The organism is Paenibacillus sp. FSL R10-2736 (genome assembly GCF_038000245.1).
GTDB lineage: Bacteria > Bacillota > Bacilli > Paenibacillales > Paenibacillaceae > Paenibacillus_AQ > Paenibacillus_AQ phytohabitans.
In genome coordinates, this window is record NZ_JBBOBN010000001.1 from 4453227 (window position 1) to 4478708 (window position 25482).

The following is a 25482-nucleotide window of genomic DNA, read 5'->3' on the forward strand; positions in this document are numbered from 1 at the left end:
AAATAATGAAGCGATTCGCTACAATAAAATGAATCATTAACCCGTCCGCCAAACATCTTAAATATGCAATTCTGGCGCGTCCAAGCTATCTATCTCTCCCTAAGGAGGACTACTCATGTCCAGCCAAGAACCCGTTCAGCCGACAGAGCTCCAGGAACAATTCACCCTGCTCATGCGCGGACTGGGAACCCGGACGGTACAATACCAGCAGAATGTGGCCTCCGCCCTCGGACTATACAATAATGACTTCATATCCGTAGATATCCTGCGTGAAAAAGGTCCGATTACCGCCGGAGAACTGTCGAAGCTAACCGGACTGACTACCGGCAGCGTCACCGCATTAATCGACCGGCTGGAGAAAACCGGCTATGTCCGCAGAGAAAATGACCCGGGTGACCGCCGCAAGGTGATTATCGTTCCGCTGTATGAGCATAAAGCGGATGTCATAGAGACTTATTCCACACTTCATTCGGCTATGATTGCCTTGGCTGCTTCATATACGGAAGAAGAGCTCCTGCTGATTACTCAGTTTCTGGGCAAAGCTGGCGCAGTGCTGGAGCAGCGGATCGATCACCTGAATGCCAATCCTCCGGGCAGTTCTAATTCCTGACGCCTTCCTGAATACAACAAGGCGGCCGTTAACCTAACGGCCGCCTTGTTTATGCTATTTTATTGGATTACGGATGAAATGAATCTGGCCATCTCACCGCTGGTCTCATTCAGCTTCTCAATGACATCGCTGAACTGGGTAACCAGCTCAGCCTGCGCCGAGGAAGACTTGGCGATTGCCTCAATCTCCTGTTCCATCTCCCGGATCGAGCGCTGTACCGTGCTAAGAGAATCCTCAATCGACTTCGTAGCTTCCTTCGTATGTACCGACAGCTTGCGGACCTCTGTCGCCACCACACCGAAGCCTGCCCCCTGCTCTCCGACCCGCGCAGCCTCAATCGCCGCATTCAGGCCCAGCAGATTCGTCTGCTCGGAGATCTCCCGGATGAATCCGGCAACCTTATTCACCTGCTTGGACTCTTCCACCGTCTTGCGGGAATTGTCCAGAATCTGCGCGGTTGTCGCCGACAGCTCCTGAGACTGGGCCGCCACATTCTGAACCATATCCACAAGCTGGCCGCTGATCTGATTAATGCTTTCCGTCAGCTGTTCCATTTTATCTTCATTTTCCAGCGTATAGGCAATTGCGAAAGCCCCGATCACTTCACCCTCCGTACCGTAAATCGGGACTGCCGAAGAAATTACAGTTGCTCCATACAGCTCAGGTGACAGACGGTTTGTCGTGGCGCGTCCGGCCAGGGCATTGCCGAGGGACGGATCATCCGGCGAAACTGGACTTCCTTTGGTTAAGCCGAAATCCAGCACTTTACTGGGTGCATAATAATGGAATATTTCCCGGTCCGTAATGCCGATCATAATATCCTGTGCGTGAATCTGTTTGAAGAAAGGTGCTGCTGCGACCAATGCTGCCAAGTTATCCATAAGCATCTCCTAAATGTGAATGTTTAGAATTATTATCGACACATTTAGCCGATTAGTGAAGAGTGCTGATTATGAATTATGAACGTCCTGAATTATGAACGCCCTGCCTTAACATGCTTAAGCTGAGCCACAATAATGACGCTGATGATAATTAGCAGAAACCATGAGCTGATCTTGCTGAAGCCCACCAGATGCCAGGCTTCGTGCTGGTCGGGATATTTCCAGGCACCCAAGAAGGTAGCGATATTCTCAGCGATCCAGATGAAGAAGCCTACAATGAAAAAAGCCAGCGTCAGCGGCATCCGGTACGTCCGCTCCTGCACCCGGTAGATGATCCATGTCCTCCAAAAAACAATTACCACGAGCGCCGTCAGCCACCAGCGGAAATCCGGAATGAAGTGGTGCGTGAAAAAGTTCAGGTAGATCGCTCCGCCCAGAAATCCCGCAGAGGCCAGCCCCGGCCAGCCGGTCATGTCCATCTTCAGCCTGCGCCAGATCTGGCACATATAGCTTGCCACGCTGGCATACATAAACCCGCTGTACAGCGGTACCCCGAGCAGCTTCGTGTATCCCGGATCAGGGTATGCCCATGAGCCCATTCTTATTTTATAAATCTCCAGCACCAGACCAATCACATGAAATACGCAGATTACCTTGATCTCATCGAGGGTCTCCAGCCCGCTGCGGTACATAAGGTACTGCACGGTCAGCAGGATCAGCAGAATGGCATCATACCGGTGGATGAAGGGCACTTCTACTTTACTGGTAAGTATCAGGGTTCCAAAGATCGCAACGGGAAAAATGCAGCTCATCGCGTGATGATAGCCGAAATGCAGCAGCCGTACCAATGATTTCAATATCGTCCTCTCCTCGTTCCCCGCTCCCTTTTATTCTGTAGCTTCCGGAGTGTATTCTAATATATCTCCCGGCTGACAATCCAATGCCTTGCAGATCGCCTCGAGCGTTGAGAACCGGATCGCCTTCGCCTTGCCGTTCTTGAGTATAGACAGGTTAGCCATCGTTATGCCCACCTTCTCCGTAAGCTCAGTTACACTCATTTTCCGTTTCGCCAGCATCACGTCAATATTGATTATAATCCCCATGGTCATCACCTCAGACTGTCAAATCATTTTCAGATTTTAGTTCAATAGCTTCGTTCAACAGCTTCTGGAGCACTGCAGCGAATACAGCGATCACCATGGAAGCCAGGATAATGATCATTCCGATGACGATAATCCCCGGGGCATCATCCCTCTCCGCCATCAGATAGAACAGGGGCATGCCTATAACAAACATACCGCTGATGGCGACTGCACAGTTCTTGATATTCTTCAGCACCTGTACAGAGGTATCCGAGAATGCCTTGTTCTGGTCGATGTAGCCTAACAGCTTAAAGGCCTGATAGAGTGCGATGTAAAAAGGCAGTGCCGCCCCGTACAGATCGATCATCACGAGAGCCTGTATGTAAGCCATATCCGGATACAGCTCTGCTGCAAACCCCGCGATCTCCGGCACTACAAATACACATAGAGCAAGTGCAGCCAATCCAAACAGCACAATCACTGCCTTCAAAAAAGTGGTCGACCCTGGTTTGCGTTTCATTGTAAAAGCACCTCACTTCAGAATTGTGAGTTTAATTTACCATATAATTTATCGTTTATCAATATATTTAGATCGAAAGATGATATTTAATTATTGTTTATCCGTTAATCATTGGCGGCAGATATCAATAAACTGCTGCAGCGCGGCAGGCAGGGATTCATTCTTACGCGTGCAGACAGCAATATGGTTGCTTAGGTGAATCCCCTCCACATGCACACGGGAGAGCTGCTTCCACTCCACATATTCGCGCACGGCGAGAGAGGAGATGAAGTTTGCACCATACCCCGCGATTACCGAACGGATGGCTTCACCCAGTCCGCTGAATTGCAGTGCGACCTCTGGCGGCTTCAGGCCATAAGTCGTACATAACGAGACAAGGCGCTCTCTTGTTGAGCTGCCCTCCTCCCGCATAATGAACGGCTCCCGCATCATCTCCGACAGTGAAACCGTACGGTCTGCATAGGGATGGGAAGGGGCTACCACGAACCACAGCTCATCCTCGAAAAGCTCCAGCCATTCGACATCCTCCGGTTTCTCCTTGGCTCCGCCCCCATAGAAGGCAACGTCTGCTTCATGCCGCTGCAATTGCTCAAAGGCCTGCTGGGAGTTCGTTGTTGTAATCTCGATCTCAATCCCGGGATGTCCCGCTTTGAATCTGGCAGCCCAGCCGGGAACCAGGAAATTAGCCGGCAGATAAGTAGCGGCGATACGCAGCTTCCCTTTTTTGCCCTGGCGGTAGTCTTCTACAAATTGATCCATTTGTTCCTCATAGGTGAAGAGATTCCCCGCCTGCTTCGCCAGTTCTGTTCCAAAGGAAGTAAGTGAAATTCCGCGGCCGCTGGGGTTAAACAAAGACAGTCCCAGATCCTTCTCGAACTTCTTGATTTGACTGGTAACCGCCGGTTGGCTGATATTGAGCCTTGCAGCCGCCTTCGTGACGCTGCCCGTCTCGGCAACATAATAAAATAGCCTTAGTGCATGAAGGTTCATGCAGATCGCCTCAATTCATAATCAAATTATATGTAAACCACAAAAACATATATTAGTTTTATGAATTATTTTACCTTATATTTAAAACAGATCCAATACAACACTTAACCAAACGGAGGGATTCACATGAAAGAACAGAACAAATGGAGTAAGGTTGACGCGTATTTCAATGACAAGCTGCTGGCGGCAGATCCGGTGCTGGACGCCGTTCTGGATGCTAATGAAGGTGCAGGATTACCGGCGATTGATGTTGCTCCGAACCAGGGGAAGCTGCTGTATCTTCTGGCTAAAATGAAAGGCGCCGTTAATATTCTGGAGATCGGCACGCTGGGCGGCTACAGCACCATTTGGCTGGCCAGGGCGTTGCCGGAAGGAGGAAGACTGGTTTCGCTCGAATTCGAGCATGACCACGTAGTCGTCGCTGAGGATAATCTGAGAATGGCAGGGTTAGCGGATAAAACGGAGGTGATTGAGGGGCCGGCACTTGAGACGCTGGCGACACTTGAAGCCCGGGGGCACGGCCCGTTTGACTTCATCTTCATTGACGCCGATAAACCGAACAATCCCCATTATCTGAAATGGGCATTGAAGCTGGCCCGGACGGGAGCGGTAATTGTGGCCGATAACGTAGTGCGTGATGGTGAAGTCATTCAAGCGCATAGTACAGATGACCGCGTACAAGGTGTACGTCAGTTTATGGATCTGCTCTCCGCCGAGCCGCGAATCGAGGCCACTGCACTGCAGACGGTAGGCAGCAAGGGGTACGACGGCTTCGTGCTTGGCATTGTTATTTGAATGTCTTCCCCGGATCGAACGGCGGTGCACTTCATGACCCCTTTGCAAGCTATACAATACAAAAGTGCCCCGCAATATCACAGGGCACTCTTGGCTATCGGTTATTTTAAGTAGAATACATCTTTCAAATTCTTGGACACCGGGCTGTGATCAGGGTTAGTCTCCATCAGCGGCTCCATATACACCCACCACTTCCGGCAAATCTCCGTCTGCGACATCTGATCCCACCGCTCTTCGTCTTCAATCTCTACGTAAGCAAACAGGCTGCCCGTTTCTTCATCCAGAAAAATAGAATAATTATGTGCGCCATGGTTCTTCAGCTCTTCAGCCATCTCCGGCCAAAGCTCATCATGACGGCGTTTGTACTCCTCATAAGCATCGGGATAAACATGCATAACACTCGCTTTTCTAATCACTGTTCAGCTCTCCAGACATATAGGGGTGTAGTTAAAACTTAAGTGAACTATTATATTGAACATTATAAAGCACAAGTGAACTTTATTGAATATAAATAAACACAAATAAACTCGAATATCTGGCTTAAATTAAGGAGCCCCCTATATTGCTGATCAGATGCTGCTTGAGCTTGTCCGCCTCTGTCTGCTGTAGCCCCTTCGCTACCAGTCTGGCCATTTCTATGGCCCCGGCTTCCGAGAAATGCGTGTTATCCTCTGCTCCCTCAGGAAGGTTAGCATATTGGCCCGGTTCCGCCCACAGAAATACTTGCTTGGAACGAGCCTCACCAAGCTCCTCAAAATATACTTTGCTGAGTGAAGCGAGATCCACAAAGGGTACAGCTTCCCGGACGGCCAGCTGCCTCATAGCTTCAATATAATCCCCGTGGGTATTCCGGATAGCCCCATCCTCCTCGAAGAAGCGCCGGTGCATGGGGGCTACAAGCACAGGATACGCACCGGCTGAGCGCGCAAGATCAATATATTGCTTCAGGTAATGCTGATAGGTTGTGAACGGACCCGCACCTTCTTCTGTTTCTTTCTCATCGTTGTGGGCAAATTGGACAAGCAGGAAGTCGCCCTTGCGCAGTCTTTTGGCTATCCGCAGCAGACGGCTCTCCTCAATAAAGGTTCTGGCGCTTCTGCCGGAACGTGCATGATTCGCCACAGCAATGTCTTCATCCAGGTACAATCCAATCATTTGGCCCCAGCCTGTATAAGGAAATTGCCCCGAGGCCTGATCCGTTACGGTAGAATCTCCGGCAAGAAATAGAGTAGGGATGGAGCTTACCCGGTTAACCGTCACCTGCCGCACACTTGGTGCAGCACCGCCGAAAGCCAGCTTGAGCACACCATCCTCGACATGCACAGCAAAGATGCGGGTGGTGATCTCACCGGGCCCGGTCTTCAGCTCAAGCAGCCGGATCCGGCCGAGTCCTTCTCTTACGGTAGTAACGGCGGAGGTGTCCGGCGAACCGATCTCCAGCGTTACGGTGTAATTGCCATTCGGCACATCCATCAGCAGTGTCGGCACCGCAGGAGAGAAATAATCTCCGGGCCATGAATCCTTGAGCTCCTCATTCTTCGAGCCTGCCGGCGCAGCGGCAAAGCCATAACCCTGTTCCATGTCATACAGGCTATCCAATGCGGGTACAAACGAATAGTTAAATATCATACGGGCATCCACCTTTCTTTTACCGTCTACACTAATTCATCCGGATATAGAAGACAATCGGACTCTTTTGCCGGTTTTGCACTTTTTTATTCCCGGACAATCTCCTCCAGCACTCTCCCGTCGCCATGCCCGAAATCGATCCCCAGAATTCTTCCCAGCGTTGGCGCAATATCGACCATTTCGATGTCGCCGATGGAATAGTCATGTTTAATCGTACCGCCTGAGACGACAAAATTGCACCGGTAGCCGCTTTTGTCAGGAGAATAACCATGCGTAGCATAACGAATTCCATGTGCCTGCAAATCGACAACCAGCTGCTCCTCCAGACTCTCATCAAAGGAATAGCCGCGCCGCGCTTCAAGCATCACTCTTGTGGAATGGCTTGCATGAAGACGGTCTAATGTCTCTCTGTAGTATACGCTTTCAACCCCTGCCATGTCATTCTGCATATATTCGTCAATAGCCGTGAGCGCGAGCCGCTCTGCTTCTTCGTCTCCCGGCCGGACATGCAGGTACGCTGAACCTCCGCCGCACTGGAAGTATGCCCGCCATATCATTACGCCGCCCTCTTCGTAGATCAGACCCTTTGCCTGCAAAAGCTTGTTCAAATGCACTTTGTAGCGCACATTGAACTGGCCGTGGTCTCCGAGCACCATAATTACCGTATCCTGCCGGATCCCGGCATCTTCCACGGCCTGCAGGATCTCACCCAGCCGGTTATCCATGCGCAGGATGACTTCTTTCACCTCATCGCTGTCTGTCCCATACAGATGTTTGGCATCATCCAGGTCAATCAGATGCATCATGAGCAGATTAGGCTTGTTGCGCTTAATCGTGTCTATCGCACACTTCGTTGTAAAGTCATCCAGGTAAGGCTGGGTAATCCCTTGCCTGATCCGGCCGTATTTCAGCTCCATCCGGATGCAGTAGGCGGGACTGCCGCTTCTCAGCACCTTAAGTGCCTGATTCTCACCTTTCAGCGCCCTGATTTCCGGAATATTATACCGGATCGAGGACTTGCCCGAAACCGGCCAGAGGAGTCCGGCGGTACTGAGCCCTGCCTTACGTGCAGCATCATAAATTGTCGGTACCTTGACCGCCTCACGGAACCAGAACCAGCGCTGATCCTCCTCCTTCACGAACGGCTGCAGCGGATTGTTGTGGTGAATACCGTGCTTGTCCGGATGAACACCGGTAGCGATGGTGGTATGAACTACATAGGTGAGTGTGGGATATACGCTCCGCAAGCGGTTGCTGTGGGCACCTTGCTTAATCAGTCTGGATAAATTGGGCAGCCGGCTGGCCAGTTCCCAGTTGTCCTCCGAGAAGGCATCGTAGGAAATGACGATCAGATGTTTAGCTAATGGCGCGCGAGGCGTTGTCGGTTCCATGTCAGTTCCCCTTAGGCAGAGTGATGAAGATGAAGAATCCGATCAGAAACAGCGGAATTATGGATAAAATGCTAAAGCGGGCCTCGCCCGTTAACGTCGTAGTCAGTGACATCAGTGCCGGGCCGAGAATTGCCGCGAACTTGCCGAAGATATTATAGAAGCCGAAGAATTCATTGGAATTCTCCTTCGGAATGATTTTGGCGAAATACGACCGGCTGAGCGCCTGGATGCCGCCCTGGGCCGAACCGATGAGCGCGCCGAGAATAAAGATATGCCACACTGAGGTGATGAAGAAAGCCGCAATACAGGAAATGATATAAGTGAAAATCCCGAAGATAATCAGCTTGCGGGCAGAGTGGGTTTTGGCCAGATTACCGTAGAGAATCGCACACGGAAAGGCAATGATCTGGATGATGAGCAGAATGCCCAGCAGGGTGAAAGTGTCCAGCGAATCCCCGCCCAGCACCGAAGTCGCATACGGCACCACCATTTTAATAATGGTATCTACCCCGTCGATATAGAAGAAATAAGCAATCAGGAACACAAATACAATTTTGTGCCGGCGGATATTCATGAAGGTGTTCGCCATTCTTTTGAAGCTGTTTGCAACCGGATTAGGTTCAGGCTCAATATAGTAGCGCTGCTTCACATCTCTGATCATAGGCACAGTGAGCAGCCCCCACCATAGTGCAGTAATGATGAATCCAATCTGATAGCCGATGGCCTTATCCATCCCCATCATGAAGATCAGCAGCAGACTGATTCCGAACGGAATACAGCTGAAGATGTAACCGAAGGCAAATCCTCTCGTCGATACCTTATCCATCCGCTCATCATCTGTAATATCAACCAGGAAGGAATCATAGAAGATATTAGCCCCGGCAAACCCGACCGCTGACAGAATGTAAAAAGCAATCAGCAGCTGCCATTGTCCGCTATCCGGTGACACGAAGGCCAGGGAAGCCGTAGCAAGCACGCCTACCGCAGCGAAGAAGATAAAGAAGCGCTTCTTCCTGTCCTTGTAATCAGCAATCGTCCCCAGGATCGGACTGAGCACCGCCACCAGGATACTGGCAATGGAATTGAAATAGCCCAAATCCATACTGCTGCCCACAGTTGTGAACATGCCGAAGATAATGGGCAAAAGCGCCGTAGTCACCGCCATCGAGTAGGCAGAATTACCGCAGTCATACAGAATCCATGATTTCTCCTCTTTACTCAGCTTCATCTAATCTTCTCCTCCAATAACCGATTGTTTCAGTTATATCACGCGAACATATGAAGCATGTTAATGGGATGTAAAATCACAGAATCTCTGGCTTAGTGGCTATAGCCTTCCCAATATCCTGCAATATACATGGTCATTATAACCTGAATTACCAATGGATAGGGTGAAAAATATAGATTAAGCTCACTAGATTCACGGAATATACGGGCAGAGGGCGCTGCAGCAGGATGGAGACTTTTCAGTAAACACTGTAGAGATAAATGTTGTACGTTTTACAACTTTGGATCATTGATAGTTAGGTTTCCGGGAGGATTGTTGTATAAAATACAAGAATAATTCGGCTAAGCCGCTTGAAAAAGGTAAAATCCTGCATTTCATACAACAATTCCGGATTTGGGGCGATATCAGAAGGGAAATGTTGTATTATGTGCAGGATTTCATGACAAGTCATCAGAAATCAGCCACAGAAAGCCGATGAACCGGTAAAACCGCAGCTAAGGCGTCAAAGAACACCAGCAATTAAAACGCAGGGACAATACCTAGGCCGCACATAAAAATGGCACCTGTCCCGGAAGGTCCGGGAAGGCGCCATGCTTTTGATATCAGAAACCGGGCAGCCGTTCACGCCGCTTTCCGTTTGTATATGCGCATCGCAAACAGATATGCGGCAATCAGTATCCCCAGGCACCAGGCAAGTGCAGTCCAAATGTCATGTCCGGCAGGCTGCCCCGCCAGCAGGGCGCGGATAGTCTCCACTATGGAGGTCACCGGCTGGTTCTCGGCAAAGGCGCGGACAGCCCGCGGCATAGTTTCAGTAGGCACAAATGCGGAGCTGATGAAGGGAAGGAAGATTAGCGGGTAGGAAAAGGCGCCTGCGCCGTCCACCGATTTGGCGGACAGTCCGGCAATCGCCGCGATCCAAGTCAGGGCCAGCGTGAACAGTGCGAGTATACCGGCCACGGCAAGCCATGCCAATACGCCAGCCGGAGAGCGGAAGCCCATAAGGAGCGCTACTAGAATGATGACGGCAACCGAAATCGCATTGGACACGAGTGAGGTCAGCACATGCCCCCAGAGCGCCGCCGAGCGCGCAATCGGCATCGAGTGGAACCGTTCGAAGATGCCGCTCTGCATATCCATGAACAGCCGGTAGGCCGTATAGGAGATGCCGCTGGCAATTGCAATCAGCAGGATGCCGGGCAGCAGGTAATTCACATAGTTGTCCGTGCCGGTCTGAATGGCCCCGCCGAACACATAAACGAACAGCAGCAGCATGGCGATCGGAGTGATGGTGACTGTGATGATGGTATCCAGGCTGCGGATAATATGGCGCATGGAACGTCCAAGCATAACGCTCATATCACTGAAGAAGTGTCTCGCTGTCATTTCCATTTTACTTTCCCTCCCTTTTACCGGTGATGGCGAGGAATATCTCTTCTAATGTGGGTTGTTTCTCCACATACTCCACCTTGTCAGGCGGAAACAGCTTCTTCAGCTCCGTGAGTGTGCCGCTCGCAATGATCCTGCCCTCATGCAGAATGGCGATTTGATCGGCCAGCTGTTCGGCCTCCTCCAAATACTGTGTGGTCAGAAATATGGTCGTGCCTTTAGCGGCAAGCTCTTTGACTGTCTTCCAGACTTCGCCCCGGCCTTCGGGATCAAGACCGGTGGTCGGCTCGTCGAGGAAGACAAGCTGCGGTTCCCCCACAAGGCTCATGGCGATGTCGAGCCTCCGGCGCATCCCGCCAGAATAGGTTGATACTCTGCGGCTCCCGGCTTCAGTCAGGCCGAACCGCTTCAATAGATCGTCTGCTATCTGAAGCGGATGATTCAGGTGCCGGAGCCTGGCGATCATGATCAGATTCTCCCGCCCGGTCAATATCTCATCCACGGCAGCAAACTGTCCGGTCAGGCTGATCGACTGGCGTACATGATCTGGCTTCGATGCGACATCAAAGCCGTTTACGGTGGCACTTCCCCCGTCCTGTTTCAGCAAGGTAGTGAGGGTTCTGACAATCGTTGTCTTCCCCGCACCGTTGGAACCGAGCAGAGCGTAAATTTCGCCGCTCCGCACCTCAAAGTTGACGCCCTTCAGAACTTCTATATTATTGAAGGACTTTCGCAGACCTTTCACTTCAATGGCATTGCCCATTTCTGCTTCCCCCGTTCACTTTGTTTAGTCCGTTGCCTTTTTCATGGCCTTGGCTACTTCCTGGTCCACAGATTCCTGATAGAGGTCAGCGTAGGTTTTGGAATCTTTGATGAGGTCGTCGCAGAAGGCCGCTACGTCATTGCCCGTCACTTCGAGCACCCCTTTCCCCAGTGCAGAGCCCTCCTCAAAAAGATCGACAATCCCCGAGAGCAAGCCATTCCCCTCCGTCAGCTCTACAGGACCGACCTTAAACAGATATTTTTGCAGCTCTTTATATACAATCTGGTAATCCTGCGGCAGTGCTTTGACACGCGCAACATGCGCCCGCCACTCTTTTTTCCCCTCGATCATATCCCGTATTTTCATTGTATCCTCCTCCTACTTCCCTAATTTTCGGGCAATATTATCGTTAAGCTGCTGGCGCCACTTGTCGCGGTAAGACTTCGCCCCTTCTTCACCCGCCAGCGCTGAACAGAAGCCCCGGATATCGTCACCTAATACCTCCCGGGCATTCTGGCCGTCCGCCGCCGTTTCTTCCAGCAGGCCAAGCACACCGTCAAGAATGGGCATGAGGTTACGGCCGGTGAAATCAGAGTGCGGCCAAAGCTCGGCTTTAATTTTCTCCCAGGCCGCCTGATAATCAGCCGGGAGCTTTTTTACCCGCAGCTCAAAAGCCTGAAATTCTTTGGTCATATCTCTGCCGGTGATCTTTTCCCAAAAATTCATTGTTTTCTCTCCTTTAGCTCGTTCATTTTGGATGATACAAACTCCCATTTCCCCCAAAACTTCTGCAGCTCCTCACGCCCCGCATCATTCAGCGCAAAGAATTTTCGCGGCGGCCCCATATCGGAAGGTTTCTTAGTGGTATCAACCAGCTGGCTTTTCTCAAGCCGGATCAGGATGGTGTACACCGTTCCCTCTACAACATCTGTGAAGCCGAGGGCATTCAGCTGCCTTGTGATTTCGTAACCGTAGGTTTCGTTGCGGCTTATAATTTCAAGGACACAGCCCTCAAGTACGCCCTTGAGCATTTCTGTCAGATTATCCAGCACAATTCCTCCTCACTACTCTGTATGACTGGTATTCAGTATTACTTACTACCACTACATAGTAACACATAGTAGCAGATTGTCAATAGCTGTTAATCTGATTAATCTGATAATTATGCTAAAGGGCGGATTTGTTTAATCCCCCCTCGTCCGTTAAACTAAAGCTGTATTTAGTGGGCTAAAATGTAACATAAGGAGGCTGCATATGGGACGTGTAATTCTGCAGATGAATGTGACACTGGACGGTTGCTGTGACCACACGCAGGTGATAGCGGATGAGGAGCTCCACCAGTATACGTTGGATTTGATGAACCAGGCCGATGGCCTGCTTATGGGACGTAAAATCTACCAGCTGATGGAAGGCGCTTGGCCAGCCATTGCTATTAGCGGTGAAGGACCCCAATTTATGGTCGACTTTGCACATAAGCTCGACCGGAAACCCAAGTATGTCTTCTCGCGGACGCTGGATCACTTGTCGTGGGAGAACTCTTTTTTGCTAACGGGGACCGTATCAGAGGAAGTGCAGCAGCTTACGGCAGAAGGAAAGAGCCTGATCGTTAACGGCGGTCCCGGCCTGGGCTCCACTTTGGCAGGGCTAGACTTGGTGGATGAATATCACTTCCTGGTACAGCCAATCGTTGCCGGACACGGTCCTAAGTTATTGGGGGGAATCCGTGACCGGCTGGATCTGAAGCTGAGCGGGACCACAACCTTCGGCTCCGGCGTCGTGGTGCTCCGCTATACGCCCGTCCGTTAACCGCCTGACTGATCACCGAGTTTATGTAAGACGCGCTTCAGCATAGCATACCTGGTTTCTGCCTTTTCCTTTAGCCTCATATAGAGCTTCGTCGGCTTTCTCCAGCATTTCTGCCGGGGCAGATTCCGGATAAGAAGAAACCCCTACAGAAATCGTTATCCTTAGCTGGGACTGGTCAGGAAGTACAAAGATGCTGTCTTGAACCGAGGAACGCAGCTTCTCGGCAACCGTCATGCCCTTATCCGCCGTACACCGCAGAAGCAGAACCGCGAACTCTTCCCCACCTTTGCGCGCACAATAATCGCGTATACGGATACCGGACTGGAGAATATCAGCGAGTTTGGACAGGACCACATCTCCGGCCGCATGCCCGTATGTATCATTAACAACCTTGAAATGATCGATATCTATTAACAGCAGAGAGAACGGTTCATTCTGGAGCGCGCTTATTTCCGCCGTTTTTTTGAAAATCAGATTAAAGGACCGGGGATTATGGAGTCCCGTAAGGAAATCCCGCTCTGCCGCCTCTTTAAACATTTCTAATGCGTCATGGGATTTCTCCAGGTGGTTAATGAGCAGATAATTAAACAGGCATGCCATGAAACAGATCATGTCAAATAAAAGAATCGTGCCTATGTTAGTCCAGCCTACCAGCGGAAGCAGTATACAGGTGGAGAGTATGACCATACCGCAAGCTGCAACCAGCCACCGGTAAAATGCGGGGATTTTAAGCGAAAAAGCAAAAACGCCCACCAGAAAAGTAATCACGATATTTACAACACCCAACAGGGTCGCTTCATTAATTTCACCAAGGAAAAAAAGCCGGAACAAAGCAATTAAACTTGTCGAAATCATCCCGGTAACAGGCCCGCCAAGATATGTGGATGCCAGGATTGAGACTTGCCGGAAGTCTATAATGGTGCCATCGCCTAAAGGAAAAGCAAAATACAGCTGAACAATGCCAAACAGTCCAAACCCGATTCCGTATAAAGCATGTAATTGAAGCTTGGAGAACGCCCGCTTTCCTTTTAAGAGGGCCAATATCATATCCCCGAAAAAGATAAACGTAGTAAGCAATGAAAAATTGATGAGCAAATTAACAAGCATAACATACCCCTTACAAAATAAGTGATATCCCCTTTTGATTCTATAATGAGGGATAGTTGAAGACACCCCATCAGTATAGCATGGACATTCGTGTAATTCTCTATCAAAATAACCCCCAAAATCGTTTGCATTTTTGTCGAAAGATGGGGTAGTTTTATATAGAAAAAACTTCCTTTAATTGTTAAACTGATTGGAGTCAACTAACACATTAAAGGGGTTTATTATGTCACGTTCAAAAAAAGCTCTCATCATTAGTGCAATTGTTATTTTGTTTGAAATCCTCCTGCTATTATCCTTCCCTTTCCTTGTAGTAATCGCCTTCAATTTCCTTTTCCTTGCCCTCGCCGCCATCCCTGTCTGGTTATTCGGTATGATCTTCCCTCAGAAAGTGATCTGGTGGGGGAATGAGGATAACCGTAACCGGAAGAAGGTTTCAAAGTACGCAGGTATTCAGCTGCTCCTTTGTTTCATTATTGCAATCGTTATTATCCCTGATACCCAAGACCGGGGTCTAAACACTGCTGCCCCCTCACCTTCACCAGCTCCTGCGGCCACTACGAAGTCTGTTGCAACAGAGGAACCGGGTGTCTCAAGAAATACACTTGCCTCCATTCCAACACAGAAATCTGTTCCAACTAAGAAACCCGTTACCACAACCAAACCCAAAGCCACCAACAAACCCGTCACCACAACCAAGCCCAATGCTACCAACAAACCTGTTACCACAACAAAGCCCAAGGCCACCAAAAAACCTGCGGCCACTAAAGCACCTGTGCAGGATGTGTATTACAAGAATTGTGATGCTGTTCGGGCAGCAGGAGCTGATCCTATTCGCGCCGGAGAGCCAGGATACTCGCGCAAACTGGATCGGGATGGTGACGGCGTAGGCTGTGAAAAAAAATAGGCGATTACACTCAGCAGCATATCAAAGAGGCCCATGCGAAAATCGCATGGGCCTCTCATATTTGAGTCTTTAATGTTCGGCTTGCACAGCCATTTCATTCTTCAGAAATGTCCGTTTAATCCAGGAGTAGCCTTTCGCAAAGCCATACACGACGCAGAATGAACAGGCTACAGTTGTGAGATAAACCAGGACCAGCGCTACCAAGAACGGCAGCTGGTCAACTAAACCGCCGAACAGCTTCAACACGACGTACAGAATAAACACATTCGCTGTAAAGGCCCGGTACGCATACGTAGACAGCCATTTATAGAACGGAAGCGTGCGTGACTGCACAAGAAGCAGATGTCTGGCCAGCATATAGATGAGGGCAATGACCACCAGACTATACAACGTCATGGATGGTTTCAGATAGATCAGATTGCCGAAGCTCATATCCTCAAATCCGAAGCTGAAGAACTCGCGGCCTGTCCAGATGAGCAGCAGCAGCATGACGGGAATAAGAATGAACTGGATGCGGTGAAGAATCCCGTCGAACTTATCCTTATAGACCCAGGCGATTCCGCCCAGCAGGCCATAAATAAAGTAGCTGACAAAAAAACGGTCCAGATAACGCAAGCTGGTAGCATACACACCGTGGAATACGTAGGTATCATACATCCACAGCCACGCGCCGAAGATCAGGAAGCTTACGACGAGCAGCGGGATCACCCGTGACGGCTTGGACAGGAACTTATAACAGGTATAGATCAGAACCGGCATCAGAACCTGGAATTGCAGCATCATAACCGTATACCAATACTGCGGTGAAGAGTTACCGACTACATAGGACTCAATCAGTGACCAGAAAGAGGTAGCATGACGGTTAACCTGAAGACTTGGAATGAAGATCAGACTGGCTGTTGCCCACAGGAAGTAGGGAATCACCAGCTCATAGAATTTCTCCTTATAAAAATGCCCAGTCTTCGTATGCTGGTTCCCTTTCACCATTCCATACACAATAGCGAAAATAAACACTGGCGCGGTGTATTTCACAAGATTATAGATCACGGCCAGCAAGGCCAGATCAGAATTACCGTGGGCATGCTTCAGGAACATACCCAGCACACTCTGCAGGATTGCCCCGCTTACGGCAAATACCTTCAGAATATCGCTTTCGTTCATATTTAGTTTTGCACTCTCCGCTATTTTCTCCATAAATTGCACATAATCGTATGAGGATGGATCACCGCTCAACCGATTGTACTTCCTCCCTTTTTGCCTTTGATAAAAGCTTGCTTCACCGCCAAGGGTTTCGGACTAACCTCGTGCCATGGATAGTCCGCAGTACCACCGAGTCTGTCAGACCGTTGACGAGTTCACGCAGGATATAAGCCCCCTCTTCAATCTCCCATTGAATATCAATCCGCGGACCGAGCTTATCCAGCTCACGCAGCAGGATTTCGGCCTGTCTGCGCCCGATCATTCCCGAACTGCCGATCACAAGATCGAGATCGCTGGTTTCTTTCAAGGAAGGATACCCTGTAACCATTTCAAAACCCGCACTGCCGGCCGGTCCCCAGTGCCATTCCTTCAGCAGCTCCGCGGCCTTATCCATGATTCTAGGGACGGGAAGCTCTTGTCTTTCAGCGGGCAAAGTCGTCCACAGCCGCTCCCTGGCAACCTCATACGGAGTAATGCTCCGCCTGATTCCCTGCGGCGCAAGGCGGGCAGCAGCCCGCTGATTCCGCTCAGCTCCCCGGATTCCTACGGGAATACCGCCATCCTGGAGCTGCTCCGCCCGCCGGACGACAACAAAGGGGGTGCGCCGCAGCGAGGCGGCAGTCCACTCTTGGTTCTCATCCAGGCTGAGCCAGGATAGATCGGTGATTTCAATCAGATCATGCGTCCGGTTTACCACTGGTCCCGCAGTACCTGACGCACTTTAAGCGTTGCTGCGCGGCCGCCGGATAAAGCTTCCTCCGTCTGATAGCGGAAGCTGAGATCGCGGGGAGCGTCTATGGTAGACTCAATGGCTTCCAATATAGTCTGTTCAACTGTGGCAATATCAGCAGCCTGCGGTTCATCCGCCTCGATACCGGACAACAGTTTGTATAGTGGGCCCAGTGTGCTGTAGCTGTTCACGTCGTAGGCCATGGCCGGAACCTTCCTGCTGGCTTCTTCCAGCTCTTCAATTGTCCGCTTGGTGATCCGCGCTGCGGAAGCCTTGGACATCGCCTGGATATTGATCTCTTGATCATTCAGCGCGATCAGGCGGTTCGACTGAAGTCCGTGCGAGAGGAAAGCTCCAGAGATGGCATTGCCGACAATCACGCCAATGACGGGATGACCTTGCTGTCTTGCCGTTGCATAGGCATCGGTACTTGCTGCAAGCGCCATACTGATGCCGACCATTTCTTCTTTATAGCCGTAAGCTTGGCTGGGTACATCAATGACGGCAATGATCGGGCGTTTGATCTCTTTGTCTTCGTCCTGCTTGATGACATCTCTTACGATTTGGGCAAGGGTCCAGCCTTCCAGCAAGCCGACTTCCCCTTTGCGGGCACGCTTGAAACGGTTGCCGGAATCAGGAACGACGGCAATCACTCTGGATAATTGTCCGTTTTTCTCCACATCGGCAGCAAGTACCGAAGGAACCTCACTGACCGGATGGGCAATCCCTGTCAATTTGGAGAACCAGCGGTAGCCTCTGCTGTCCGCAGCATCAGCCGGACCTGGCTGAGTTATTGGAACAGACTGCGGAGCAGCTGCCACCTGCTGATAGAAATCCCGGTAACGCTCAGGTGTCCATTCCGTATCCGTATCCAGTTGCTTCAGCAGGTTAAGATTGAAATCTACCTGCTCCGTTCTGGACGGCTTGGCCGGAGCTTCAAAAGCTGCAAACACCGCTTCGATGATTGCATCAGTTGAATCCTCTACTACCTTATCAACGAGGCCTGTAGCCAGACGCTGGTTCGCACCAATCGTATTCCAGATCAGCGCCTTGTCGCTGGCATCAAACTCCATCACGCCAGCTTCCTGCTCGATAACCTCAGGCCCATTCAGGCCGAGGCGGGCCTTCTTGGTAGCGATGATTGTAGTGAACAGCTCCGCTGTAATCGACATGCCGCCGAAGGCTCCTACACGTCCGGGGATTAGCCCCACTACCGGAACAATCTTCCGCAGTGCAACAATTTGGCTGCAAATTTCCGAGATGGACAGCAGCCCGTAGTTCGCTTCCTGCAGCCGGACACCGCCGGTATCAAAAATCATCACCGGATACACGGTATTGCCTTTGTGATTCTCTTCCAGCGCCAGCTCCAGCGCACCGGCGATCTTAGCGCCGCTGACTTCCCCGATGCCCCCGCCCTGGAAAGCTCCCTCCATGGAGATGACCAGAACCTTCCGCTCCCGGATTTCCCCGAGCGCCAGCACAATACCGTCGTCACTCTGCGGAACGATGCCCTGCGGTTCAAGATGCGGGGACTGGATACCGTCCAGCGGGCCAAGCAGCTCCCGGTAGGTACCGTGATCCAGCAGGGCCATGGCGCGTTCGCGTCCTTTTAACTCTACAAAACTATTCTGCATAATCCAGCACCTCCAATACCTGCGATAATCTGAGTGCAACTACCCCCGGAGTAGCTCCGAAGTCATGCACCGTAACCTTTGCGTGAATCGGATACCGTGTAAAGAACCGCTCCAGTACGTTGTTCCATACCTGGGAGAATCCGTCGCTTCCTGTAAGGACGCTGACTGTAGTGAATTCGCCCTCCGCTGGCTCCATAATAATCTCCAGATCCCCTGATCCGACAACACCGATATGTGCCGGTTTCTCAATCGGCTTATTCGTTTTATATTGAAATTGCAGTTTCTCCATCTGCACGTACACCTCCAGATAAATTCTTATATTTCAAGAAACAATATAGCAGCAAGCAGATCTGCGCTGCCTCCAGGAGACAAACGTCTTGCAGTGCAGTACTCCGACAGCCGGTAAAATATCTTTCTGCCCGTCTGCGAGCTGAAGCCGCCTGCATGGAGGAAAGACGCGGACATCCCTTGGATGGCCGTCAGATCACTCCAGCTCCCGCGGTGCAGGATGCAGGTATCTTCCACGGTCGACATCAGCGCCAGCAGTGCCTCGACACGCGCTTCATCCTCTGTCTTTCCGCTGGCTCTGGCCCGGAGTAACGCAGGCAAGGCAGCTTCCCTTATATGGGGGAATCCCAGTTGGGCTTCCTCAGCGGCACCGGTTACCTTGTATTTCCGCTTTACCGCCTGGCCGTTGGTTGACAAAAGCGGTGTGTAACGGTCTTCAAAGGAAGCTATCTGACCCGCAATACTGAGGATACGGTACGGATCACGTTCTTCCGGGCAGGCTGCGCGTGCACTGGTCAGCAGCCCGAGTGCCCAAATGGCCCCTTTGTGCGTATTCACACCACCAGTGGCCGCAAGCATCTGCTGCTCGCCCTCCCGGCCGATGACAGCGATCGCTTCACGCAGGAACTGATTCACCGGATGCAGATATGAGATATCGGCGATGCGCCGAAACGTCCCTTCGAGTGCCCGGGCCGATGTGAGCATCAGTCCGATGGACATATCAGCGTGCGAGCCGCTGTCCCTGGCATCGACAAGTCCCGGCTTCGGTGTGAGCAGCGCCTCCTCTACCAGAGCCTGCACGGCCCCCGCGGCCAGCTCTGCCCCGAACGTTGTACCGGCTGCGGCTACCATAGGCTTAAGACCAGGTCTGGAATTTAGCCGGCGGCTGATACAAGCCATCCGACCAATCCACCAGATCATTAATCGTCTGCGCCGCAAGCAGAGAACGTTTGGCTTGTCTGCGCTGGATGCCAAGATCCTCCGGCAGCGCTACAATGCCTCTGCTGCGGAGCTCGGTCACATCCTGCTCACTGCTCTCCATTCCGAGCGGTGTAACTCCGGCGACCGCTGCCAGCGCCTGCTTCCGTTCTTCCATGCTGTCTGTTTTGTACAGGTAGGCAATGCCTTCTTCGGTAACGACGTGCGTGACATCGTCCCCATAGATCATTACCGGCGTAGTAGCCAGGCCGGATTCATCCTTCACCTTGATCGCATCCAGCGATTCCACGAAGACCGGCTTCTTGTTCGCACCGTAAGTCTCGATCATCTGCACAACAAGCTTTTGGCCTTTGGACAGCTCATGCGGATTCTGAATCATATCCAGCCAAGCTGGAGTAGCATGACGGCGTCCGCGCGGATCATGCCCCATGTTCGGCGCTCCGCCGAAGCCGGATAAGCGGCCGGCAGTTACGGTCGAAGAGTTGCCGAGCGGGTCCATCTGCAGGGTTGAGCCGATGAACATGTCCACCGCGAACTGGCCGGCTACCTGACCCATCGCCCGGTTGGAGCGCATGGTGCCGTCCTTGCCGACGAAGAATACGTCGGAGCGGGCCGAGATGTATTTCTCCATCCCCACTTCGCCGCCGAAGCTGTGAATGCTCTCCACCCAGCCGCTTTCAATAGCAGGGATCAGCGTCGGATGCGGGTTCAGCACCCAATGCTTGGCAATCTTACCCTTCAGACCGAGCTGCTCTCCGTATGTCGGCAGCAGCAGCTCAATGGCCGCTGTATTGAATCCGATACCGTGGTTCAGTGACTGCACCTGATGTTTTCCGTAGATACCTTTGATTGCCATCATACCCATCAGGATTTGCAGCTCTGTAATGTTCTGCGGGTCACGGGTAAAGAGCGCTTCAAGCGCATATGGTTTGTCCGCCTGAACGATGACATCCACCCAGGATGCCGGAATATCCGTTCTTGGCAGCACATCAACGATTTCATTGACCTGCACAATCACAATGCCATCTTTGAAGGCGGCCGCTTCGACAATCGTTGGTGTTTCCTCCGTGTTGTAGCCGGTATACAGGTTGCCTTCGCGGTCAGCTTTGTCAGCCGCCACCAGGACCACATCCGGAATCAGATCGACGAACAGACGGCCAAATAATTCAAGATACGTATGAATATCACCGAGCTTCAACGTTCCATCCTCAATCATTTGGGCAACCCGCAGACTCTGGGAGCCGCAATACGAGAAGTCCAGCTTGCCCGCAATCCCTTTCTCGAAGATATCCAAGTGCTCGGGTCTGGAGATACTGGACATAATCATGTGCAGATCATGAACCTTCGCCGGATCAACCTCCAGCAGCTTTTGGGACAGGAATGATGCCTGCTTTTGATTATCCCCTTCCAATACAACTCGCGCACCCGGCTCAAGCAATGCCTCCATTAATTCAACAATCCGGGACGGATCGACGTATTTTCCATCCAGCCATTTTTGTACATTCGATAATTTTTCAAGCTTCTTGTCGCGTTTTTGTGACCAGGAACGCTGTACCTTATTCATTTTCCTGCCCCTTCCATTTTCTGATTAAATACTGAGCCGCTTCGGGTCCTACCTCGTCTACGGCAATCTGCCGGGTACCCGGGTGGGCCTGCTTCACTAGCCGGGATAATGTGTTGCCTGGAGGCATTTCCACGAAACAATCGGCTCCCGCTTCAACGCATATACTGGCCATATCCATCCACCGTACGGGGTGCGCCACATTCAGGGCCAGATCCTCGGCAATTTTCTCCTTGGCCCGGATCATTCGGCCTGTATGGTTAGACAAGTAAGGAATCTTGGCATCCTGAAGCGAAACTTTGGAGACTAATTTCAATAACTCCTGGGATATACTTAACATCAAGGGAGAGTGCGAAGGGATAGGGACCTTGAGCAACATGGTTTTGGCCGCTCCCAGTTGTTTGGCGTGCTGAAAAGCGAACTCTATTCCTTCCAAAGAACCCGAAACAGCGATCTGCTGCTCCGCATTCATATTGGAGAGATACACAGGTGCTTCTACGCTATGAGCCAGATCGACGGCTTGCTGAACTTCATTCTTCGTAAGGCCGATAATGACGCCCATCCCATAGCCTCGGGTGTACGCTGTTTCCATCAGCTTAGCCCGCTGCCAGACGATCCGCAGCGCATCCTCGAACGGGAGAACCCCGGCAATTACCGCTGCCGGAAAAGCTCCAATCGAATGTCCCGCCACAAACTGCGGGGTGATGCCCGCTTCAATCAGCCCGTTCGCCGCTGCAATTTCCTTCACGAACAGCGCCGTCTGAATCCATACTGTTGAATTCAGCGCCTCTGCATCATCACGGATTTCTATCCCTAAGACATTTGTTGCCTTTTTCACATACTCGGGTATGTCTTCTAGCATACCAGGGACCTGTGACCCCTGACCGGGGAACATAAATACTATATTCAGAATCACACCACCTTTAATCTTGTGCGGATTAGGGGCTCGTTACTTGTACAATTGTAAAGGCCGGACAATTCGCTGTAAAATACATAGATATGTATATTATTGATAACCTGCGGGTTATATATAGAGGAGACGGGCACCGATGGAGTTTCTGCAGCTCAAATATTTCCAGCTCACGGCAAAGCATGAGAATGTAACTAAGGCCGCAGGTGAGCTGTTTATCTCCCAACCGGCACTCAGCAAAATGATCCGGAATCTGGAGACTGAACTAGGGGTGCAGTTGTTTGACCGCGAGGGGAAGCATATTGTGTTGAATGCTTACGGCAAGAAGTTTCTCAAACGGGTCGATCAGGCGATGTATACCCTGGAGCAGGGAGTTACTGAAGTGAAAGAAATGAAGCATGAGAAAATTGAGGTGATTACCCTTTATATCGCTGTGGGCTCCATGCTGCTGCCAAGCATTGTCCGGCAATTCCGCGACCGCTATCCGCACATCCGCTTTAACCTGACCCAGCACCCGGCCCAGATTAAGAAGGGAATGGATTATGATTTCGCGATCACGTCTGAGAGAATCGAAGAAAACGAGCAAATTGTGCTGTTAGAGGAAGAAATCCTGCTAGGGGTCCCCGCCGCTCACCCGCTTAGCGCTCTGAACACCGTGGCCTTGAAAGACCTGGAGCATGAGAAATTTATCAGCCTCACCACCGCAAACGCACTGCGTAGAACCACAGACCGCTTCTTCTCGAACATCCCATATGAACCGGATATCGTCTTTGAAAGCGATGATCCGGCTACAGTCAGAGGATTGATCCAATCCGGCCTCGGTATTTCCTTTATCCCTTCCGTGCTGTGGAACAGGGTAGTCTCCGATGATATCCGGCTCCTCCCGATAAGTGAGCCGCTATGCATGCGGACAATCTATTTGTCCTGGCCTGCCGGTAAGCAGTTTACGGATACGGAGAAGTCGTTCTTCGAGTTTATTTTACAGCTATTTAGGGATATCAGTGCTTCAGGGCAGTAAGCGGAATGACCAATAAATGCAGAGCAGCGATTCTCCAGTAATGGGGAAATCGCTGCTCTGCTCGCCAATAGATCAGATGAGGTTATTGCCCCATCAATATTTTGGCATATGGCGAGTCAATCGGTATCATAATAACCGGCTCATTCTTCAGCGTGGTCACATAACTCTCCAGCGTACGATAGAAGCTATAGAACTCAGGAGACTTTCCATAGGCCTGGTTATAGATTCTGGCGGCTTCCCCTTCTCCTTCAGCAATGATTTTCTTAGAATCGGCTTCGGCCTGGGCCATCAGCTCTCTTGAGGAACGGTCGGCCTTGGAGGTGATTTTCTTGGATTCCTCGTCACCCTCCGACAGATACCGCGCGGCGATGGACTGGCGGTCCGAAATCATCCGGTTGTACACACTTTGTTTGTTCTCCTCCGGCAGATCCGTACGTTTGATCCGTACGTCAATCACTTCAATCCCGTAATTATCACGGGTTAAGGCGGCAATGACATCATTGGTGATCTCATCGTTAATATTGCCCCGTCCGGTGTCTTCACTGATAATATTCTCATAATTGACTTCCGACAGCTTGCGCCGCACGGAGTTATATACCGCTTCATCAATACGCTGAATCCCGCCGCCTACCGATTGTACGGTTCTCAGGAATTGCGAGGCATTGGTAATTCTCCAGACGGTATAGTTATCAACCACAATCGGCTTCTGGTCCTTCGTCAGAATGCTGGTAGGTGAGCTTTCGTATGTCATCTGATACTTGGGGAGAGCTGAGACATTCTCGATAAAAGGGATTTTCAGCCTCAGTCCAGGCTCCTCAACGGTACGCATCGCTTCACCGAAGCGCAGGACTACCTTGTATTCGCCTTCCTTGACTACATACAAAGAGCCGGCAAGCAAAATAGCTAGAACAATAGTTGATATCAGTCCGATGATCTGGTTTCTTGTCACTCTGCATCTCCTCCTTGCGGCGTGGCCGAAGCTGACGGGCTGACCGGAGTGCTGCGCATCAGCTCATTCAGCGGCAGATAATTCACAGTATCGCTATCCGAGTTGGTAATGAAGATTTTGGCGCTAGGTAATATAGTCTCCAGTGTCTCCAGAATCAACCGGCTTTCGGTTACGCTCTTATTGTTGCTGTATTCGGCAAATATGGCGTTAAACTGGGCTACATCGCCTTGGGCATTCAGGATACGTGATTTCTTCTCGCCTTCGGCTCTCTCGATCAGCGCCTGCGCTTCACCGCGTGCCTTAGGGATGATATCGTTCTCATATTTCTTGGCGTTGTTAATCTTCGTGTTCTTCTCTTCACGGGCATTGGTAACCTCGCGGAAGGCTTCTTCTACCTGGCCGCTCGGCGGTTCAATATCCTGGAATTTGATATCAATGATCTGAATACCGGTGTTGTATTTCTTCTGCAGATCGACGAGCAGCACCCGGACCTTATCCTGAATAACCGTCTTTCCGTCTGTAATGGCATAATCCAGCTTCTCGGAACCAATGACCGCACGGATGGAGGAGCTGGCCGAGTTACGCAGAAATTTGTCCGGGTCATCAATGTTATACAGATAATTGCGGACATTGCTGATCTTCCACTGTACTACAGCATCGGCAGATACGATGTTCTCATCGCCTGTAATCATCATCGCCTCATCTTCAACAGCTACAGCTCCATCTGCCTCCTGGCGGTACCCGATATGTATCCGCTGGGTCAGCTCCGCAGGCACCGTTATCACTTCCTGTATTGGATAAGGCCATTTGAAATGAAGTCCTGCCGAGGACTCGTTGGTGTATTTGCCGAAGGTCAGGATAGCTGCACGTTCCTGCTCCTGCACGGTATAGAATGAAGTTGCGCCAATATAAATCAACACAGCGGCAGCGGCTACCCCTAATCCAATCTTCTTGTACATTCCCGGTTTCAGCTCGGGAAGCTTGCGTCCCGGGATCGGATTATTCCCATCCCCATTCATGAAATTCAAGATGCATCGCTCCTTTTTACGTATTTAAGTCTATATAGAGATACATATACGTAAATAAAACAAAAAAGTCGCAAATTTCGCGACTTTGTTCAATCTTATTGGATTTTACTGCGTTTCTCTTCTTCGCAGT

At 50.9% G+C, this 25482-nt stretch carries 28 protein-coding genes and 1 pseudogene; 5 read left to right on the forward strand and 24 right to left on the reverse strand.

The window, feature by feature from the left end; genetic code table 11:
• Nucleotides 1–115: 115 nt before the first annotated feature.
• On the forward strand, nt 116–610 hold the full coding sequence (locus NSQ73_RS19490) for a MarR family winged helix-turn-helix transcriptional regulator (RefSeq protein WP_340987771.1): 495 nt from the start codon (nt 116–118) through the stop codon (nt 608–610).
• A 59-nt stretch (nt 611–669) separates the two neighbouring features.
• Here NSQ73_RS19490 and NSQ73_RS19495 read toward each other — a convergent pair whose 3' ends face one another.
• The 5 genes from NSQ73_RS19495 to NSQ73_RS19515 all read right to left on the reverse strand — a co-directional run bounded on the left by NSQ73_RS19495 (nt 670) and on the right by NSQ73_RS19515 (nt 4083).
• Nucleotides 670–1491, reverse strand: a complete 822-nt coding sequence (locus NSQ73_RS19495; RefSeq protein WP_042135993.1) for a methyl-accepting chemotaxis protein — start codon at nt 1489–1491, stop codon at nt 670–672.
• 92 nt (nt 1492–1583) lie between these two features.
• Nucleotides 1584–2348: a DUF817 domain-containing protein gene (locus tag NSQ73_RS19500; RefSeq protein ID WP_340987772.1), complete on the reverse strand. Its 765-nt coding sequence runs from the start codon at nt 2346–2348 to the stop codon at nt 1584–1586.
• Between the two features lie 30 nt (nt 2349–2378).
• Nucleotides 2379–2594, reverse strand: coding sequence for a helix-turn-helix domain-containing protein (locus NSQ73_RS19505; protein ID WP_042135991.1), 216 nt, complete (start codon nt 2592–2594; stop codon nt 2379–2381).
• Nucleotides 2595–2604: 10 nt separating this feature from the next.
• Entirely contained in the window at nt 2605–3093 is a 489-nt protein-coding gene (locus NSQ73_RS19510; protein ID WP_039308893.1) for a DUF2975 domain-containing protein, read from the reverse strand.
• A 108-nt stretch (nt 3094–3201) separates the two neighbouring features.
• On the reverse strand, nt 3202–4083 hold the full coding sequence (locus NSQ73_RS19515) for a LysR family transcriptional regulator (RefSeq protein WP_340987774.1): 882 nt from the start codon (nt 4081–4083) through the stop codon (nt 3202–3204).
• Nucleotides 4084–4209: 126 nt separating this feature from the next.
• On the opposite strand from NSQ73_RS19515, the gene NSQ73_RS19520 reads away from it, so the two are divergent.
• Nucleotides 4210–4878: an O-methyltransferase gene (locus tag NSQ73_RS19520; protein WP_340987776.1), complete on the forward strand. Its 669-nt coding sequence runs from the start codon at nt 4210–4212 to the stop codon at nt 4876–4878.
• A gap of 101 nt (nt 4879–4979) precedes the next feature.
• On the opposite strand, the gene rhaM is transcribed toward NSQ73_RS19520, so the two are convergent.
• The 9 genes from rhaM to NSQ73_RS19565 form a co-directional block, all read right to left on the reverse strand.
• Nucleotides 4980–5294, reverse strand: coding sequence for an L-rhamnose mutarotase (gene rhaM / locus NSQ73_RS19525; RefSeq protein ID WP_039308886.1), 315 nt, complete (start codon nt 5292–5294; stop codon nt 4980–4982).
• Between the two features lie 124 nt (nt 5295–5418).
• A complete protein-coding gene (locus NSQ73_RS19530) occupies nt 5419–6507 on the reverse strand; it encodes a rhamnogalacturonan acetylesterase (RefSeq protein WP_340987778.1) in 1089 nt (362 codons plus the stop codon).
• A gap of 86 nt (nt 6508–6593) precedes the next feature.
• Entirely contained in the window at nt 6594–7898 is a 1305-nt protein-coding gene (locus tag NSQ73_RS19535) for an alkaline phosphatase family protein (protein WP_340987780.1), read from the reverse strand.
• A gap of 1 nt (nt 7899) precedes the next feature.
• Nucleotides 7900–9126: an MFS transporter gene (locus NSQ73_RS19540; RefSeq protein WP_076246771.1), complete on the reverse strand. Its 1227-nt coding sequence runs from the start codon at nt 9124–9126 to the stop codon at nt 7900–7902.
• A gap of 621 nt (nt 9127–9747) precedes the next feature.
• On the reverse strand, nt 9748–10518 hold the full coding sequence (locus NSQ73_RS19545) for an ABC transporter permease (protein ID WP_340987781.1): 771 nt from the start codon (nt 10516–10518) through the stop codon (nt 9748–9750).
• A 1-nt stretch (nt 10519) separates the two neighbouring features.
• Nucleotides 10520–11278 carry an ABC transporter ATP-binding protein gene (locus tag NSQ73_RS19550; protein ID WP_340987782.1) on the reverse strand — a complete coding sequence of 253 codons (759 nt, stop codon included), beginning with the start codon at nt 11276–11278 and terminating at the stop codon, nt 10520–10522.
• Between the two features lie 24 nt (nt 11279–11302).
• Nucleotides 11303–11644, reverse strand: coding sequence for a DUF1048 domain-containing protein (locus tag NSQ73_RS19555; RefSeq protein ID WP_340987784.1), 342 nt, complete (start codon nt 11642–11644; stop codon nt 11303–11305).
• Between the two features lie 12 nt (nt 11645–11656).
• Complete coding sequence (locus NSQ73_RS19560; protein ID WP_171718051.1) at nt 11657–12004, reverse strand: DUF1048 domain-containing protein; 348 nt, start codon at nt 12002–12004, stop codon at nt 11657–11659.
• The gene (locus NSQ73_RS19565; RefSeq protein WP_340989328.1) at nt 12001–12309 is read right to left on the reverse strand and encodes a PadR family transcriptional regulator; all 309 of its coding nucleotides are present in this window, start codon (nt 12307–12309) and stop codon (nt 12001–12003) included. Before NSQ73_RS19565 ends, NSQ73_RS19560 begins: the two co-directional genes overlap by 4 nt.
• A 223-nt stretch (nt 12310–12532) precedes the next feature.
• Between NSQ73_RS19565 and NSQ73_RS19570 the strand changes: the two genes are divergently transcribed.
• Nucleotides 12533–13084: a dihydrofolate reductase family protein gene (locus tag NSQ73_RS19570; protein WP_340987786.1), complete on the forward strand. Its 552-nt coding sequence runs from the start codon at nt 12533–12535 to the stop codon at nt 13082–13084.
• A 21-nt stretch (nt 13085–13105) separates the two neighbouring features.
• Here the strand turns inward: NSQ73_RS19570 and NSQ73_RS19575 are convergent, their stop codons facing one another.
• A complete protein-coding gene (locus NSQ73_RS19575; protein ID WP_340987788.1) occupies nt 13106–14125 on the reverse strand; it encodes a GGDEF domain-containing protein in 1020 nt (339 codons plus the stop codon).
• An 847-nt stretch (nt 14126–14972) separates the two neighbouring features.
• On the opposite strand from NSQ73_RS19575, the pseudogene NSQ73_RS19580 reads away from it, so the two are divergent.
• Nucleotides 14973–15095, forward strand: a pseudogene (locus NSQ73_RS19580) (excalibur calcium-binding domain-containing protein); the annotation flags it as partial.
• A gap of 69 nt (nt 15096–15164) precedes the next feature.
• On the opposite strand, the gene NSQ73_RS19585 reads toward NSQ73_RS19580, so the two are convergent.
• From NSQ73_RS19585 to NSQ73_RS19615, 7 genes are read right to left on the reverse strand one after another with little or no spacing between them, the layout of a single operon-like run.
• The gene (locus NSQ73_RS19585; protein ID WP_340987789.1) at nt 15165–16328 is read right to left on the reverse strand and encodes an acyltransferase family protein; all 1164 of its coding nucleotides are present in this window, start codon (nt 16326–16328) and stop codon (nt 15165–15167) included.
• Between the two features lie 43 nt (nt 16329–16371).
• Nucleotides 16372–16992, reverse strand: a complete 621-nt coding sequence (locus tag NSQ73_RS19590; RefSeq protein ID WP_340987790.1) for a malonate decarboxylase holo-ACP synthase — start codon at nt 16990–16992, stop codon at nt 16372–16374.
• Nucleotides 16986–18659, reverse strand: coding sequence for a biotin-independent malonate decarboxylase subunit beta (gene mdcD / locus NSQ73_RS19595; protein WP_340987792.1), 1674 nt, complete (start codon nt 18657–18659; stop codon nt 16986–16988). Before mdcD ends, NSQ73_RS19590 begins: the two co-directional genes overlap by 7 nt.
• A complete protein-coding gene (locus NSQ73_RS19600) occupies nt 18649–18948 on the reverse strand; it encodes a malonate decarboxylase subunit delta (RefSeq protein ID WP_039306192.1) in 300 nt (99 codons plus the stop codon). Before NSQ73_RS19600 ends, mdcD begins: the two co-directional genes overlap by 11 nt.
• A 26-nt stretch (nt 18949–18974) precedes the next feature.
• Entirely contained in the window at nt 18975–19799 is an 825-nt protein-coding gene (locus tag NSQ73_RS19605; protein ID WP_340989330.1) for a triphosphoribosyl-dephospho-CoA synthase, read from the reverse strand.
• A 4-nt stretch (nt 19800–19803) separates the two neighbouring features.
• Complete coding sequence (gene mdcA, locus NSQ73_RS19610) at nt 19804–21450, reverse strand: malonate decarboxylase subunit alpha (protein ID WP_340987794.1); 1647 nt, start codon at nt 21448–21450, stop codon at nt 19804–19806.
• On the reverse strand, nt 21443–22342 hold the full coding sequence (locus NSQ73_RS19615; RefSeq protein ID WP_340989332.1) for an ACP S-malonyltransferase: 900 nt from the start codon (nt 22340–22342) through the stop codon (nt 21443–21445). Before NSQ73_RS19615 ends, mdcA begins: the two co-directional genes overlap by 8 nt.
• A gap of 154 nt (nt 22343–22496) precedes the next feature.
• On the opposite strand from NSQ73_RS19615, the gene NSQ73_RS19620 reads away from it, so the two are divergent.
• On the forward strand, nt 22497–23375 hold the full coding sequence (locus NSQ73_RS19620; protein ID WP_340987796.1) for a LysR family transcriptional regulator: 879 nt from the start codon (nt 22497–22499) through the stop codon (nt 23373–23375).
• A gap of 82 nt (nt 23376–23457) precedes the next feature.
• Here the strand turns inward: NSQ73_RS19620 and hflC are convergent, their stop codons facing one another.
• Both hflC and hflK read right to left on the reverse strand, forming a co-directional pair.
• Nucleotides 23458–24324 carry a protease modulator HflC gene (gene hflC, locus NSQ73_RS19625; RefSeq protein WP_047013985.1) on the reverse strand — a complete coding sequence of 289 codons (867 nt, stop codon included), beginning with the start codon at nt 24322–24324 and terminating at the stop codon, nt 23458–23460.
• Nucleotides 24321–25343 carry an FtsH protease activity modulator HflK gene (gene hflK / locus NSQ73_RS19630; protein ID WP_171718089.1) on the reverse strand — a complete coding sequence of 341 codons (1023 nt, stop codon included), beginning with the start codon at nt 25341–25343 and terminating at the stop codon, nt 24321–24323. Before hflK ends, hflC begins: the two co-directional genes overlap by 4 nt.
• Nucleotides 25344–25482 lie beyond the last annotated feature (139 nt).

Excerpts from the sequence above, each read along its gene's own strand:
- NSQ73_RS19600 (WP_039306192.1), bottom strand. The coding sequence starts at position 18,948 with ATGGAGAAACTGCAATTTCAATATAAAACGAATAAGCCGATTGAGAAA.
- NSQ73_RS19530 (WP_340987778.1), bottom strand. The coding sequence starts at position 6,507 with ATGATATTTAACTATTCGTTTGTACCCGCATTGGATAGCCTGTATGAC.
- NSQ73_RS19550 (WP_340987782.1), bottom strand. The coding sequence starts at position 11,278 with ATGGGCAATGCCATTGAAGTGAAAGGTCTGCGAAAGTCCTTCAATAAT.
- NSQ73_RS19535 (WP_340987780.1), bottom strand. The coding sequence starts at position 7,898 with ATGGAACCGACAACGCCTCGCGCGCCATTAGCTAAACATCTGATCGTC.
- NSQ73_RS19560 (WP_171718051.1), bottom strand. The coding sequence starts at position 12,004 with ATGAATTTTTGGGAAAAGATCACCGGCAGAGATATGACCAAAGAATTT.
- NSQ73_RS19615 (WP_340989332.1), bottom strand. The coding sequence starts at position 22,342 with ATGTTCCCCGGTCAGGGGTCACAGGTCCCTGGTATGCTAGAAGACATA.
- NSQ73_RS19555 (WP_340987784.1), bottom strand. The coding sequence starts at position 11,644 with ATGAAAATACGGGATATGATCGAGGGGAAAAAAGAGTGGCGGGCGCAT.
- NSQ73_RS19570 (WP_340987786.1), top strand. The coding sequence starts at position 12,533 with ATGGGACGTGTAATTCTGCAGATGAATGTGACACTGGACGGTTGCTGT.
- mdcA (WP_340987794.1), bottom strand. The coding sequence starts at position 21,450 with ATGAATAAGGTACAGCGTTCCTGGTCACAAAAACGCGACAAGAAGCTT.
- NSQ73_RS19620 (WP_340987796.1), top strand. The coding sequence starts at position 22,497 with ATGGAGTTTCTGCAGCTCAAATATTTCCAGCTCACGGCAAAGCATGAG.
- NSQ73_RS19605 (WP_340989330.1), bottom strand. The coding sequence starts at position 19,799 with ATGGTAGCCGCAGCCGGTACAACGTTCGGGGCAGAGCTGGCCGCGGGG.
- NSQ73_RS19520 (WP_340987776.1), top strand. The coding sequence starts at position 4,210 with ATGAAAGAACAGAACAAATGGAGTAAGGTTGACGCGTATTTCAATGAC.
- NSQ73_RS19540 (WP_076246771.1), bottom strand. The coding sequence starts at position 9,126 with ATGAAGCTGAGTAAAGAGGAGAAATCATGGATTCTGTATGACTGCGGT.
- NSQ73_RS19495 (WP_042135993.1), bottom strand. The coding sequence starts at position 1,491 with ATGGATAACTTGGCAGCATTGGTCGCAGCAGCACCTTTCTTCAAACAG.
- hflK (WP_171718089.1), bottom strand. The coding sequence starts at position 25,343 with ATGAATGGGGATGGGAATAATCCGATCCCGGGACGCAAGCTTCCCGAG.
- NSQ73_RS19505 (WP_042135991.1), bottom strand. The coding sequence starts at position 2,594 with ATGGGGATTATAATCAATATTGACGTGATGCTGGCGAAACGGAAAATG.
- NSQ73_RS19490 (WP_340987771.1), top strand. The coding sequence starts at position 116 with ATGTCCAGCCAAGAACCCGTTCAGCCGACAGAGCTCCAGGAACAATTC.
- mdcD (WP_340987792.1), bottom strand. The coding sequence starts at position 18,659 with ATGCAGAATAGTTTTGTAGAGTTAAAAGGACGCGAACGCGCCATGGCC.
- NSQ73_RS19510 (WP_039308893.1), bottom strand. The coding sequence starts at position 3,093 with ATGAAACGCAAACCAGGGTCGACCACTTTTTTGAAGGCAGTGATTGTG.
- NSQ73_RS19565 (WP_340989328.1), bottom strand. The coding sequence starts at position 12,309 with ATGCTCAAGGGCGTACTTGAGGGCTGTGTCCTTGAAATTATAAGCCGC.
- NSQ73_RS19545 (WP_340987781.1), bottom strand. The coding sequence starts at position 10,518 with ATGGAAATGACAGCGAGACACTTCTTCAGTGATATGAGCGTTATGCTT.
- NSQ73_RS19515 (WP_340987774.1), bottom strand. The coding sequence starts at position 4,083 with ATGAACCTTCATGCACTAAGGCTATTTTATTATGTTGCCGAGACGGGC.